We start from the raw sequence: 13528 nt of genomic DNA, 5'->3' as shown, positions 1-13528 counted from the left end.
CCGCAGCTCCTCAATTCGTGCCGTCAAGCGCGGCGGAGAACGCATCAAGCGCCTCGGTTGCGGCAAGACGGGTCTGGGCCTCGGTAATCCAGATGGCCATCTGGTCGCGCGCGGGTTCGGGCAGCGCCTCCAACTCGCCAAGGGCGCTTGTCAGGTCGCCCGCTGCAACGGCTGCCTCGGCGCGCGAGAGGATCGCATCGGGGTCATGGCCCTCCCTCGGTTCCAAGGAACGTCCGCCCACTTGACCACGAACAAAGGCGCCGAGGCGGCCCATTGTGTCGTCCCCTGCGGTCTCTCTAAGGGCGACGGGAAGGGCCGCCCGGGCCACAGCGGGAAAGCCTGCTTGCAGCTCTTCCAAGGTCGGAACGCCGGTTTCCGCCGCGGCGGCGAGGCCATCTGGTACGTCGACCCCGGCATTTGCGGCCACATCGTTCAGCGCGTCGGCAAAGGGGTTCCCCGCCGCGACAGAGATTCTGAGCTGGCTCAGGGCCGCTTGAGCGGTGGCAGTGCCGACGCGCGATTGCGCGCGTTCTTCGGCGGCGGCGATCCGGGCTTCGGCATCCGCAGCGGCAGCGGCGATTTGCTCCGCCAGCGCGGCATTGGCGGTCTGCTGTTCCTGGAGGTTGGCCTGCAACTCGGCCATTGCCGCAGCCATAGCGGCCTCATCAGCTGTACCCTCGCCAGACAAGATCGGGCGCGCTTCCAATGCGGCGATTTGGGTCGCCATTTCTTGCATCGTCGCGTTTAGATCAGCGATTTGCGTTTCTAGCGGCGAGAAATCGACCTCGGGGATCTCTGGCAAACCCGCGATCTGGGCTTCGATCCCGCTGGCCCGGGTGTCGAGCGCGGCGAGTTGAGTGCCTTGCCCGTCAACCGCATCGCTCAGCGCCACCAGCGCGGTGTCATCGCTCGGCACGGGCAGGTAGCCAAGATAGGCCGCGCCATAGCCGATTCCCGCCGCGACCACGCCGCCAAAGACAAGCGGGAGGAATCCCGGCCCGCGCCGTTCGATCACCGTCTGGGGCGCGGGCGTAGGGTCCGCCGCCGGTTCGGGTGTCGGCCCTGACTCGGCGCTATCGTCGGTGGATGCCTCCGTGGCCTCGGGGGGCTCTTCGGTCGGCGCAGCTTCGACTTGTCCCGGTTCGTCTGCGGTGGCGCTGTCTTCGGCGGCCGCCTGCTCCGTCTCGGTGGTTACATCGTCGGCGGCACCGGCGTCTTTTTGATCCTCATCCGTCTGATCGCTACCGCCCGAGCGGTTTGAGGTCTTCCTTGCCACCACGCCATTCCTTCAATTGCAAAGCACGTGTCTAATTGTCGAGCCCGACAGAGCACCCGAGTCAGCTTAGCCAAGGGTCGCATGCCCCTCAAGGCGCCGCTAGGGGGAAATATGTCTCGATATTGCCGCAGCCAATGCCTCGGCATCGGGTGTTGCGGCAGGGTCGGCAAAGGCTTGCAAATGGCTTGGCAAGGCCGCGCGGATGGCGGGGCTGAGACAGGGCAAGACCAGCCTATCGACCGGCGTCTCACCAAGTGCTTGGGCAAAGAGCTCGGCGCTGCGGGGTGAGAAAAGCGGCGCGATGATGGGGCGCGGGCTTGTGATCGCTGCGATGAACGCCGGGGGGGTCGGGCAGGGCGTCTGCGCATAGACCGCCAGCCCTCTTGCAGCGAGGCCGCCCTGTTGCAGCGCGCTTGTCAGATCGCCGCGCAGATGCTGCCCGTGCAGATGCAAGATTTCGCCCTTTGGAGCGGTCGCCAAGATCAGTGCCGCCAAATCATCCACTGTGCCTGCGGCCGATTTTGCGGCGAGTCCGATGTCTTGGGCGACCTCGGCTGTCCGATCTCCAACGCAGAACGCCAGCATGTCGCGCCGGGCGGACAGGGTCGCAAAGCGCTCCACAGCGTGGCCCGAGGTGAATGCCAAGGCACCGACACCGGCCAAGTTCAGCGTCGCCTTAAGCGGTACGATCTCTTGCAAGGGGGCGATCACCACCTCGATCTGGCCGTCAAACCGGGCGGCAAACCGTTCGGCGACCTGGGTCGGGCGCGTCAGAAGCAACAAGGGGGCGGCATTGTCAGGCATGGACCCGAGTGTTACCTGCGATCTCACGCCCTAGCAACGAAGCCGATCATGACGACGCCTCTCATCCTTCTTGGCCTGGAAAGCAGCTGCGACGATACGGCCGCAGCCGTGCTGCGCGACGATGGTACGCCGCGCGTGATGGCCTCGGTGGTTTGGGGGCAGGCCGATCTGCATGCGGATTTTGGCGGTGTGGTGCCCGAGATCGCGGCGCGCGCCCATGCGGAGCGGCTCGATCATCTGGTGGAGCAAGCTCTGGCGGAGGCGGGCGTTACATTGAGCGAGATTGACGCCATCGCCGTCACTGCCGGGCCAGGGCTGATTGGCGGGGTGCTGTCGGGGGTGATGGCGGCCAAGGGGCTGGCCTTTGGTCTTGGGAAGCCGTTGATCGGGGTCAATCACTTGGCGGGTCATGCGCTGACCCCACGGCTGACCGATGGATTGGCGTATCCATATCTGATGCTGCTGGTCTCGGGCGGACATTGCCAGTTCTTGCGCGTCGACGGGCCGGAGAATTTCTCAAGGCTTGGCGGGACGATTGACGACGCGCCGGGCGAGGCATTCGACAAGATCGCTCGCATTCTTGGCCTGTCGCAACCTGGCGGCCCGGCGGTGGAGGCCGAGGCGAAGGCCGGCGATACAAAGCGGTTCGCCCTGCCGCGCCCCCTGTTGGACCGGCCCGGGTGCGACCTTTCTTTTTCCGGTCTGAAGACCGCGGTGTTGCGCACCCGCGATGCTCTTGTGGCGGAGGCAGGCGGCCTAACGGTGCAAGATCGGGCGGATATCTGTGCCGGGTTTCAGGCCGCCGTGCGCGATGTCTTGGCCGAGAAGTCGCGTCGGGCTTTGGCGGGGCAAACCGGTCTCACCGGTTTTGCCGTGGCCGGAGGTGTTGCCGCAAACCAGACCTTGCGCGCCGCGCTTGAGGCGGTTGCCGCTGAGGCCAATCTGCCCTTCATCGCGCCACCGCTGGCGCTTTGCACCGACAATGCGGCGATGATTGCCTATGCAGGGTTGGAGGCCTATCGCGCAGGCCGCCGCGATGGCATGGACCTTGCCGCGCGCCCACGCTGGCCGCTCGACACAAGCCGCCCGGCACTTCTCGGCTCAGGTAAAAAAGGCGCAAAAGCATGACTGTACCGGTTGATATCGCGGGCGCAGGGGCCTTTGGCACAGCTTTGGCGATCACGTTGGGCCGGGCCGGCCATCCGGTGACACTTTGGGCTCGGCAAGGGGCGGCCGCGATTGAAACGGCGCGCGAAAACGCGGCGCGCTTGCCGGGACACAGCTTGCCAGAGACGGTTCGTGTGACCGGGGCTTTGGAAGATCTCACCGCCGAGATCCTGATCATCGCGATCCCAACGCAGAAGCTTGATGACTTTCTCGCGGGCGACACCGCGAGAGTCCGGACTCTCGTCTCCTGCGCCAAAGGCATTCATCGCGCGACGGGGCTTGGCCCGACGGCATTGATCGCACAGGCGCGGCCCGAGGCGCAGGTTGCGCAGCTGACTGGCCCAAGCTTCGCTCAAGATTTGGCCAGCGGGCTCCCGACCGCGCTGACCTTGGCTTGTGCCGACGATTCCACCGGCGCTGCGCTGCAAGCGGCGCTGTCCACCCCGGCGCTCCGCCTGTATCGCAGCACCGATGTGATTGGGGCCGAACTTGGCGGGGCGCTGAAAAACGTGATCGCGATTGCGGCTGGCGCGGTGATCGGCGCGGGTTTGGGTGAAAGCGCGCGCGCGGCGTTGATGGCGCGGGGCTTTGCCGAGATGCGCCGGGTGGCCAGTGCGGCGGGGGCGGAGGATGCAACGCTGTCTGGGCTTTCCGGCCTTGGCGATCTGGTTTTGACCTGTACGTCGGAGAAATCCCGCAACATGCGCTTTGGCATGGCCCTGGCGCGGGGCGAGAGGTTTGACGCAAAGATCACGGTCGAAGGTCTGGCGACGGCGCAGGAACTGGCCGCCCGGCCCGATCTCGACACACCGATTGCCGAGGCGGTCGCAGCCCTTGCCAGCGGGGCCGCAACGCTGGAAGCTGTCATCGAGACGTTGCTGACCCGCCCTTTGAAACCGGAGTAACCCCGATGCGCTATTGGCTGTTCAAATCCGAAACCTCCACCTGGTCCTGGGATCAACAAGTGGCGAAAGGCGATGTAGGCGAAGAATGGGATGGGGTCCGCAACTACCAAGCGCGCAATTTCATGCGTGAGATGAAGATGGGGGATCGCGGCTTTTTCTATCACTCGCAGAAGGACAAAGAGATCGTCGGCGTGGTTGAGGTGATCGCTGAGGCGCATCCCGACAGCACGACAGATGACGAACGTTGGGAATGCGTGGACATCAAGGCGGTGACCGCTGTGCCGAACCCGGTGACATTGGAGCAGATCAAAGCCGATCCGCGCCTGGCCGATATGGTTCTGGTGAAAAACTCGCGGCTTTCGGTTCAACCGGTCAGCGCAGATGAATGGGCCGTGATCTGCGAGATGGGGGGCGTTCCGTCCTGATCTGAGCCGTGCTTATTGCAGCGCTTGAGCCAGACCGCGCAAGATCCATCTCTGCGCGATCAGCATCACCACAACCGGCGGCAGCATTGCCAAAACACCGAGGGCCATGCCGGTGCTTGAGCCGGTTCCCGCGCGCTGAATGCCGCGCACAATTGTATAATACTCTTCAGCGGTCGTGTTGATCATCAACGGCCAAAGGTACTGGTTCCAGCCGAGCACGAAGAGCATCGCAAAGAGCGCGGCGATCATCGGCAGGGAAAGCGGGATCAAGATATCAACCAGGAATCGGATCGGGCCCGCACCGTCCAGCTGTGCGGCCTCAAAGAGTTCGCCGGGAATCTGACGCAAAAACTGGCGGAATACGAGGGTACCAAGCCCCGTCGCCACAATTGGGAGGATCATCCCACTGTAGGAGTTCAAAAGACCCAGATCATCCGTCACCAGGAATGTCGGCAGGATGCGTGTTTCAATCGGGAAGAACATCGGCAGAAGGATCAGCCCAAAGAGAAACGTGGCCCCGCGCAGTCGGAAGCAGACAAGCGCGAAGGCGGCCAGTAGCGAAAGCCCGGTTTTCAAGATCGCGATGCCACCCGCGACGATGACCGAATTGATCAACATGCCAGTCCCGTCGACGCCATTCCCAAACAGGTCTTCGGTAAAGAGCACTTGGTTATACGGTCCGAACACAGCGGCCCAGGAGCCGCGCTCCAGCATGCCGGTCCCAAGGATCGCGCTCATATCCAAGGACGCCAGCACCAAAAGCGCCACCGGCCCCATCATGAAGGCGCAGCCTAGGATTAGGATCAGATGGTCGGCCAGAGGGCGGGTTCGCATGAAAGAGGTCGCGATCAGATTTGGCAGGTCTCGGATGTCGGGCGGGTTCATCTGACCGTTCCCACATCTGGGCCGTTCATCTGAAGTCTGGTCAATGTCGGAGAATAGGGACGCTAAGACAACCGCAAAAGAATGGAGGGCCCCGACCCCCCGGGACCCTCCAACACCCACGCGCTTACCTCGCTCCGCACGTGTTCAATTTGAGGGCCCGCCATACTGGCTGGGCGTCAAGGCATAGATAGCGGATTCCAATGTCGGACCCAAAGGATTTGCCTTGAGAATTTGAGCTAAATGATCTGCGAACCAAGATATGCAAAAGGCCCGCGGCACGGGCGGGCCTTCTGGCATTTCTGCCGATTTGTCAGGCTTAAGCGTAAACGCTCTCTTTGCCGAAATGTTTGGTCAGCATGTAATAGACCACCGCGCGGTATTTGTTGCGCTCGGACTTGCCATAGGTTTCGATCACGCTGTTGATCGCCTCCATCAAAGCCGGGCTATCGGCGAGGCCGAGTTTCTTGATCAGAAAATTGTTCTTTACGGTCTCCAGCTCGCTTGCTTGCGTGCCAGCGACGGTCGATGCATCAGCGTCATAAATCGCCGGACCGCAGCCGATCGTCACTTTCGTCAAAAGATCCATATCCGGCGTCATGCCGCATTTGTTGCGCAGATCGTCCGCATAGACGGCGATCAAATCGTCTCTCTTGCCCATCACATACTCCCTGTTGTTGTGGTTGGGGGTTCCCCCTTTTGGCGGGCGGAGAGTGGCGCGAAGTGCTAAAAAAAGAAAGGGGAAATGGCGAACGCACACATCAGCCCTGCGCGAATCCGCCTTCGGATATGGCGCGGAATGCGCCCTATTGTGCGTCGCATGGGGAGAAGACGATGCATTGGTGTGGCAATCCGCTCTGTCACACCTGAGCTGCGCCAAGCCAGTATGGCGCGGGATTATACGATGTTGGCGTGGTGGCGGGATGCAGAGAAAAGCCGGATCAATATGCTGCCCCATCGACATTGTTAGACCCTGCCTCGTTGGGTCTGTATGATGAGGTGCTGGCGGCCCAAGCGACGATTTTGTCCGCAGGCCCCGCGCAAGATATCGGGTTTTATGCCGTCGGAGACAGCAAATGAGCAAAACAGTCAGCTTCACCCAGATGAAAGATGGCACGGCTGAGGATTACGCGCTGCTGGAAGAGTTGGAGAAACCCTACTTGGCGCTAACGGCTGATCGTGTGCTGGATGAGCTTCGTCGCCAGGGGGAGGTGTCGCTCGAAGGCTACAAGATCACCCGGCTGGATCACGGGCTGCAAGCCGCGACCCGAGCCGAACGCGACGGGGCCGATCTCGATTGGATCGTCGGCGCGCTTCTGCATGACATTGGCGACGGGCTGGCGCCCCAGAACCATGACCGGTTTTCGGCGGAAGTGATCCGGCCTTTCGTTCGGTGGGACGTGGCCTGGGTCGTCGAGCATCACGGGATTTTCCAGATGCTCTATTACGCGCATCATTATGGCTGGGATCGGAATGCCCGGGAGCGGTTCAAAGACCATCCCTGTTTCGAGAGCTGCGCGACGTTCTGCGAGCGTTGGGATCAGTCGAGTTTCGATCCGGGTTATGAGCCGATGCCACTTGCGCATTTCGAGCCGTTGGTGCGCGAGGTCTTTGCGCGGAAAGCCTATGATCCGGATGTGATCTGCGAGGGGTATGTTTCGGCTCTGACCGCTTAGCGACAGGCTCCCCAGCCCGTTGATTGAAAATGGAAATGGTCGGCGTGAAGCCGATTGAACTCCGGCCCGAGCACGGTCACGAACCAGCGACAGGCTCCATCCCGCAAGGCGCGGAAAAACTGCGCCTCTGTGCTCTCTCCTTGCCAATTTTCGAGCAGATCGAGCCGCTGCCCATTTGCCAAAACCACCCCACGAATGTCTATCGCCTCGGCGGTAGCATGGCTGCTCATCCGCCGACCATCGCCCGATGGGGTTCGAATACGGCGGCAATTATAGCTCGACTGATGGCGCAGCGCAGTGACTTCTTGCCCAAGCGTTCCTTCTGCCGCGCGGAGTGTGTGCCGCTCCCACATCGCCAGTCGGAGCGCGACGGCGCAGGTGGTCTCCAGCGGCTCAAGCGCCACCGATCCAACGGATGACACACGCAGCCGAGGGTCGATATAACACTGGTCACTGTCGTGGAGCGGGTCGAGATGCTGAAACTCAGCATGTCCTTCGAGCGCCGCGATACATGTCTCAGAGGTTGCCAGCGCCGCGCGGAGTTTCACCGGCGTGAGCCATGATGGCGGCGCTGAGACATCCAAAGGCGTAATCGGATTCCAGGCATCCGGCAGAGGGCTGCGCGGATCGGTCATCAACCACAGACCGCCCGCGCCAAGCAAGGTCAGCCAGAGCAAAGACACCAAGACCCGTCCGATCCGCCGCATTGGTTCCTTTCTCCGAGAGTCTATCGGGAGTTTTGCCAAAACTGGGCATTACGATGCGCGGTATATCACGCGGTTTGGCGAAAGGCTTTGCCGCAAACCGGATCGTGGCTTCATATCTGCTCCGAACAAGCCAAGCTGCGAGGCAGCACCAGACTCCTCAGGGTTTCGGGATCATGCCGCGGCCTGGGTGACGCGCGTTTCGTTGCTCATCTGTCGTCAGAAAACGGGACCACACGCGAGTATCGATGTGATGTCCGCCGATGGTGTCCGAGTGATTAGATGGGCTCAACACGGTCATGTGCAAATAAGGCCGGCTCGAGGGCCAGCCTTACTTGTTCTCTGTCAGCAATCAGTAGCGGTAATGCTCGGGTTTAAACGGCCCTTCTTGAGCGACACCGATATAGTCGGCCTGTTCTTTGGCAAGCTCGGTCAGTTTCACGCCGATCTTTTTCAGATGCAGACGCGCGACTTTCTCGTCGAGCACCTTCGGCAGAACATAGACCTCGTTTTGATACTCCTCGCCCTTGGTGAAGAGCTCGATCTGCGCCAGAACTTGGTTGGTGAAGCTCGCCGACATCACGAAGGACGGGTGGCCGGTGGCATTGCCGAGGTTCAACAGACGGCCCTCGGAGAGCAGGATCAGACGGTTGCCCGAGGGCATCTCGATCATGTCCACTTGCTCTTTGATGTTGGTCCATTTGTGATTCTTCAGCGCCGCGACCTGAATCTCGTTGTCGAAATGGCCGATATTGCCGACGATCGCCATGTCCTTCATCTCGCGCATATGCTCGATACGGATGACGTCTTTGTTGCCAGTGGTGGTGATGAAGATATCCGCATTTGGCAGTTCATCTTCTAGAACGACGACTTCGAACCCGTCCATCGCGGCTTGCAGCGCGCAGATTGGGTCGACTTCCGTCACTTTCACCCGAGCGCCCGCGCCGCGCAGCGATGCTGCGGAGCCTTTGCCCACATCGCCATAGCCGCACACGACCGCAACCTTGCCGGCCATCATCGTATCGGTGGCGCGGCGGATGCCGTCGACGAGCGATTCCTTGCAGCCGTATTTATTGTCGAATTTCGATTTGGTGACGCTGTCATTTACGTTGATCGCTGGGAAGGGCAGGTGGCCTTTTTCCATCATCTGATAGAGGCGATGCACGCCGGTCGTGGTCTCTTCGGTCACGCCTTGGATCATGTGACGCTGCTTCACGAACCAGCCCGGGCTTTCCTTGATCCGCTTGCGGATTTGGTCGAACAGCGCGACCTCTTCGTCGCTGGTGGGGACGGCGATGAGGTCTTCCTCACCTTCTTCAACGCGGGCGCCCATCAAGATGTACAGCGTCGCGTCGCCGCCATCGTCGAGGATCATGTTGCAGCCGCCCTCTTCGAAATGGAAGATTTTGTCGGCGTAATCCCAGTATTCTTCCAGCGTCTCGCCTTTGATCGCGAAGACCGGAACGCCAGCGGCGGCAATTGCGGCGGCGGCATGATCTTGCGTGGAGAAGATGTTGCATGATGCCCACCGGACATCGGCACCAAGGGCCACCAGCGTTTCGATCAGAACTGCGGTCTGAATCGTCATATGCAGCGAGCCTGCGATCCGCGCGCCTTTGAGCGGTTTGCTGTCGCCATATTCCTCGCGGAGCGCCATCAGGCCTGGCATTTCGGTTTCTGCAATATCTAGCTCTTTGCGGCCATACTCGGCCAGGGCAATATCTTTGACGATATAGTCGGTCACGTCCTCGCCTCCTTCGGGCATATCAGCTTTGCCGCGCACATAGCAGGCGGCCCGGGGCGCGGCAATGCCGAGACTGGGGTGGAAAACCCTCCGCTTTGATCCGTGTCAAACAGCTGACAACTAGAACCTGTAATCTGCGTCTAAGCGCAACTTATAGGAGAACGCCTGTGTCCCTGCCCAAAACGATGAAAGCCGCTGTGGTCCCTGCCCTTGGTCAACCGTTGGAAATCCGCGAACTGCCGGTGCCAGAGGTTGGACCCGGCCAAGTGTTGATGCGGGTGCATGCCTCTGGTGTTTGCCATACCGATTTGCATGCGGCCGAAGGGGATTGGCCGGTGAAGCCGACCGCGCCCTTTGTGCCGGGGCATGAGGGTGTGGGCGAGGTGGCTGCTGTCGGGGCAGGCGTTACCCATCTGAAGGAAGGCGATCGCATCGGGGCGCCATGGCTGCATACCGCTTGCGGGCGCTGTGAACACTGCGTAGGCGGTTGGGAAACGCTGTGCGAGAGCCAGCAGATGACCGGCTATTCTGTCGATGGCGGGTATGCTGAGTTTGTCCGGGCGGATGCGAATTATGTCGGTCTCATCCCGTCTGGCCTGGAGTTCGGCCCGGCTGCGCCCGTGCTCTGCGCCGGGGTCACGGTTTACAAGGGCTTAAAGGAGTTGGAGGTGAAGCCGGGCGATTGGGTGGCAATCTCAGGTATTGGCGGGCTTGGTCATATGGCGGTGCAATATGCCAAGGCGATGGGGCTGCATGTGGTGGCCGTCGATATTGCCGAGGATAAGCTGAAACTGGCGCGCGATTTGGGGGCCGATCTGACCTTCAACGCGGTGGATGATGACCCGGTGGGCGAGTTGCAAAGCCAGATGGGGGGCGTCCGTGGTGTGCTCGTCACCGCTGTCTCAAATAGCGCCTTCAGCCAGGCTGTTGGCATGCTGCGTCGGGGTGGGTTCATGTCTCTGGTCGGTCTCCCGCCAGGCGATTTCCCGCTGCCAATCTTTGAGATCGTCCTGAAACGGATCACTGTGCGCGGCTCAATCGTCGGGACGCGGAACGATCTGCGCGAGTCACTGGAGTTTGCTGCCGAAGGAAAAGTCGCGTCGCATTTCGCTTGGGACAAGTTGGAGAATATCAACGCGATCTTTGATCGGATGCGCGCGGGTCACATCGACGGGCGGATCGTGCTCAAGATTTGATCCCGGCAACCAATGCCTCTGCCGTGGCCTGAAGCTCTGGCAGAGGCACGCCGCCGCGCACCATGACGCGAATCCCGAAATAGCCTGACGTGAGGCGACGGGCGTCGGCCTCCGTTTTTGCTTCCGCATTCGGCGTCAGGCTCAGCGCTTGGGCAAACAACTCCTTGGTCGCTGCGATTCCTGCCGCCGTATATGCCTGCACCTCCGGATCATCCGGGGCGTGCTCAATCGCCGTGTTGCACAAGAAACACCCGCGCCTGTCGCCATGGTGAACCGGGGCGAGGATGGCGTCGAAGAGGGCGCTGATCCGGGCCTGCGGGGTGTCCTGCGACTGCAGTATCTCTGAAATCACCGCCATTTCCCGATCTCCGTAGAGGCCGAGCGCCGCTGCGAACATCGCGTCTTTGTTGCCGAATTCTCTATAGAGCGACTGTTTCTTCAATCCGGTCACCCGCTCCAGATCCTGGAGCGAGGTGGCGTGATATCCGCCCGCCCAGAACTGCGACAGTATCTGATCCAGGGCTTCTTTTGGGTCAAAGGCGCGGGGGCGGGCCATTGCGGTCTCCTCACGGTCACAGGTATGTTACCGATTGGTCCGTAATTATTGTTAACCGAACGGTCCGTAACTTTTATCCCAGGCCGCAGCGGTTGGCAACTCCGCCGAGGCAGCCACCCAGAACACCAACGAAATATGTCAAAAGGAACCACACCATGACCACACTCATCGCAACAGGCGCCCGGGCCGATTTGGGCGCACAGATCACCGACCTCGCCGGCAAAGCGATTTTTGCGGGGCTGATCCTCGTCTTTCTCTGGTTCGGGGGTATGAAATTCACCGCATATGAGGCCGCCGCCATCCGCGGACTGGCCGAAAACTCGCCGTTTCTGGGCTGGACCTATGCCGCCTGGTCAGAAACTGCTGTCTCAGGTCTGATCGGCACTGTGGAACTGATCATCGCCGCGTTGCTTGCCGCACGGTTCTTCGCGCCGAAACTGGCCGTGATCGGGGCACTCGGGGCGATCGCCACATTCGTGCTGACGCTCAGCTTCTTCGTCTCGACGCCCGGCGTGTTTCTGCCAGAGCATGGCCGCTTGGCGATCTCGGTCGTGCCGGGGCAGTTCCTGCTCAAAGATGTTGTATTGCTGGCGGCGTCGGTCTTTGCCCTAGGCAATGCCCTGAGTGCCTCGGCTGACTGATCGTACAGACTGCCGCATACAAAAAGGGCCGCGTCACGGAACGCGGCCCTTTCTGAACATAAGAACCTAACAAATCGGCTTACTTACCTTTGCCGCCCTTTTCGTCCCCTTTGCCACCACCCGGGGTGGTGCCGGGGCCTTTGCCGTCTTTTCCGCCGTCTTTGGACATTGAAATTCTCCCTAAAATTGCACGTTGAAGGAAAAGCGTAAGCGCAAAACCCGTTACATGCCTAGAAAATTCTTCCGTTCAGTCGCCCGTTGTTCTTTGCGCTTCTGCCGCCTATCCCTATCGGGAACAGCAACCGCCGGACCAAACAATGCCGAAACAGCCTCCCCGTGCCTGGCAGCGCATGTTGTCGGGTCGCAGGTTAGACCTGCTGGACCCAACACCCGTCGATATCGAGATTGAGGACATCGCCCATGGCCTTGCGTTTGTCGCGCGCTGGAACGGGCAAACGGCAGGGGACTATCCGTATTCGGTCGCAGAGCACTCCCTTCTTGTCGAAGAAATCTTTCGTCGCATTGCGTCTGATGCGCCGGTGAAATGGTGTCTGGCGGCCCTGCTCCATGATGCCCCGGAATATGTGATCGGTGACATGATCTCGCCCGTGAAAGCGGCAGTTGGGCCTGGCTATGGCGCGCTGGATGAACGTCTGAGTGCGGCGATCCATTTGCGGTTTGGCCTCCCGGCGGCAATACCGAAAACCGTGAAGGCGAAAATCAAGCGGGCCGACAGAATCTCGGCTTGGCTGGAGGCGACGCAATTGGCTGGCTTTGCGGAGGCGGAGGCCGATAAGTTCTTTGGCCGACCGAAGCAAGATGTGATCGACGGGCTGACACTACGCCTGCGCCCGCCTGCCGAAGTACGGGCGGAGTTTACCACCCGCCATGCGGCGCTTTTGGCCGGGCTATGACCCAGGAGATTCACATTCGTGCCGCACATGCACTTGATGCGCGGGGCATGGCGGACTTGCTCAATCAGATCATCGCAATTGGCGGCACAACTGCCCATACCGAGCCGGTGATGAGCCAAGACCTCGCGGAATGGATGGCGCGAGACGCCAGCCAAAGTGCGTGGCACGTGGCCGAAGGAGAGACCGGGCGCATCTTGGGGTTTCAATGGATTGAGCCGGCTGATTACCTGCCGCAAGACGCCGCCGAAATCGCGACATTTGTAACGCCGAAAAGCCATGGATTGGGTATCGGATCGCGGCTGTTTCAGGCGACCGAGATCGCGGCGCGCGATCTGGGATATGGTTGGATCAATGCCAATATCCGGGCCGATAATGAGAGTGGGTTGACCTATTATCAAAGCCGAGGCTTCGAAGACTACAACACGATCATTGGCATTCGGCTAAAAGATGGCAGCGTGGTGGACAAGCGCCTAAAACGCTATGATCTGCGCTGATCCCCAACGCTGCCAAGTGTAAGCAAGATTACAGGATACCTGTATCTCGCAGCCACCGCCGGAGGAGACGCCGGTTGTGACCCTTCACCGGAAACCGCGGCGCGGGCGTGGTTTCCATACGAGACCAATAACTTGGAGCGTCCC

The 13528-nt window shown here is 60.8% G+C and carries 15 protein-coding genes; 8 read left to right on the top strand and 7 right to left on the bottom strand.

Going from position 1 to position 13528, the window contains the following annotated elements; translation table 11 throughout:
• Nucleotides 1-10: 10 nt before the first annotated feature.
• Complete coding sequence (locus GTF44_RS16075; RefSeq protein ID WP_171560015.1) at nt 11-1276, bottom strand: hypothetical protein; 1266 nt, start codon at nt 1274-1276, stop codon at nt 11-13.
• 99 nt (nt 1277-1375) lie between these two features.
• Nucleotides 1376-2080 (bottom strand): uroporphyrinogen-III synthase, encoded by a 705-nt coding sequence (locus tag GTF44_RS16070; RefSeq protein WP_171560017.1) that lies wholly within the window; start codon nt 2078-2080, stop codon nt 1376-1378.
• Between the two features lie 48 nt (nt 2081-2128).
• On the opposite strand from GTF44_RS16070, the gene tsaD reads away from it, so the two are divergent.
• From tsaD to GTF44_RS16055, 3 genes are read left to right on the top strand one after another with little or no spacing between them, the layout of a single operon-like run.
• On the top strand, nt 2129-3208 hold the full coding sequence (tsaD, locus tag GTF44_RS16065; protein WP_171560018.1) for a tRNA (adenosine(37)-N6)-threonylcarbamoyltransferase complex transferase subunit TsaD: 1080 nt from the start codon (nt 2129-2131) through the stop codon (nt 3206-3208).
• On the top strand, nt 3205-4152 hold the full coding sequence (locus GTF44_RS16060; RefSeq protein ID WP_171560019.1) for an NAD(P)H-dependent glycerol-3-phosphate dehydrogenase: 948 nt from the start codon (nt 3205-3207) through the stop codon (nt 4150-4152). Before tsaD ends, GTF44_RS16060 begins: the two co-directional genes overlap by 4 nt.
• Nucleotides 4153-4157: 5 nt before the next feature.
• Nucleotides 4158-4577: an EVE domain-containing protein gene (locus tag GTF44_RS16055; RefSeq protein WP_171560020.1), complete on the top strand. Its 420-nt coding sequence runs from the start codon at nt 4158-4160 to the stop codon at nt 4575-4577.
• A 12-nt stretch (nt 4578-4589) separates the two neighbouring features.
• Here GTF44_RS16055 and GTF44_RS16050 read toward each other — a convergent pair whose 3' ends face one another.
• Nucleotides 4590-5462: a carbohydrate ABC transporter permease gene (locus GTF44_RS16050; RefSeq protein WP_253261223.1), complete on the bottom strand. Its 873-nt coding sequence runs from the start codon at nt 5460-5462 to the stop codon at nt 4590-4592.
• A gap of 316 nt (nt 5463-5778) precedes the next feature.
• Nucleotides 5779-6120, bottom strand: a complete 342-nt coding sequence (locus GTF44_RS16045; protein ID WP_145214152.1) for a DUF2853 family protein — start codon at nt 6118-6120, stop codon at nt 5779-5781.
• Nucleotides 6121-6535: 415 nt separating this feature from the next.
• Between GTF44_RS16045 and GTF44_RS16040 the strand changes: the two genes are divergently transcribed.
• Nucleotides 6536-7135: an HD domain-containing protein gene (locus GTF44_RS16040; protein ID WP_253261224.1), complete on the top strand. Its 600-nt coding sequence runs from the start codon at nt 6536-6538 to the stop codon at nt 7133-7135.
• Here the strand turns inward: GTF44_RS16040 and GTF44_RS16035 are convergent.
• Nucleotides 7132-7842, bottom strand: a complete 711-nt coding sequence (locus tag GTF44_RS16035) for an extensin family protein (protein WP_171560021.1) — start codon at nt 7840-7842, stop codon at nt 7132-7134. The two genes, GTF44_RS16040 and GTF44_RS16035, sit on opposite strands and share 4 nt — an antisense overlap.
• A 349-nt stretch (nt 7843-8191) precedes the next feature.
• Nucleotides 8192-9583 (bottom strand): adenosylhomocysteinase, encoded by a 1392-nt coding sequence (ahcY, locus tag GTF44_RS16030; protein WP_145214158.1) that lies wholly within the window; start codon nt 9581-9583, stop codon nt 8192-8194.
• A gap of 167 nt (nt 9584-9750) precedes the next feature.
• On the opposite strand from ahcY, the gene adhP reads away from it, so the two are divergent.
• Nucleotides 9751-10779, top strand: coding sequence for an alcohol dehydrogenase AdhP (adhP, locus tag GTF44_RS16025; protein ID WP_367383384.1), 1029 nt, complete (start codon nt 9751-9753; stop codon nt 10777-10779).
• On the opposite strand, the gene GTF44_RS16020 is transcribed toward adhP, so the two are convergent.
• Nucleotides 10769-11335 (bottom strand): TetR/AcrR family transcriptional regulator, encoded by a 567-nt coding sequence (locus GTF44_RS16020; RefSeq protein ID WP_171560022.1) that lies wholly within the window; start codon nt 11333-11335, stop codon nt 10769-10771. The genes adhP and GTF44_RS16020 overlap by 11 nt on opposite strands.
• A 155-nt stretch (nt 11336-11490) precedes the next feature.
• Between GTF44_RS16020 and GTF44_RS16015 the strand changes: the two genes are divergently transcribed.
• From GTF44_RS16015 to GTF44_RS16005, 3 genes are all read left to right on the top strand, one after another.
• Nucleotides 11491-11976 carry a DUF417 family protein gene (locus GTF44_RS16015; RefSeq protein ID WP_171560023.1) on the top strand — a complete coding sequence of 162 codons (486 nt, stop codon included), beginning with the start codon at nt 11491-11493 and terminating at the stop codon, nt 11974-11976.
• Between the two features lie 317 nt (nt 11977-12293).
• Nucleotides 12294-12890, top strand: a complete 597-nt coding sequence (locus GTF44_RS16010) for an HD family hydrolase (protein WP_171560025.1) — start codon at nt 12294-12296, stop codon at nt 12888-12890.
• On the top strand, nt 12887-13384 hold the full coding sequence (locus tag GTF44_RS16005) for a GNAT family N-acetyltransferase (protein ID WP_171560026.1): 498 nt from the start codon (nt 12887-12889) through the stop codon (nt 13382-13384). Before GTF44_RS16010 ends, GTF44_RS16005 begins: the two co-directional genes overlap by 4 nt.
• The last annotated feature ends 144 nt before the right edge of the window (nt 13385-13528 follow it).

The organism is Roseobacter sp. HKCCD6576-2, assembly GCF_013179285.1.
Classification (GTDB): Bacteria; Pseudomonadota; Alphaproteobacteria; order Rhodobacterales; family Rhodobacteraceae; genus Rhodophyticola; species Rhodophyticola oceani.
Note: the sequence above shows the minus strand (reverse complement) of the source record. Positions and strands in the feature narration are given on the sequence as shown.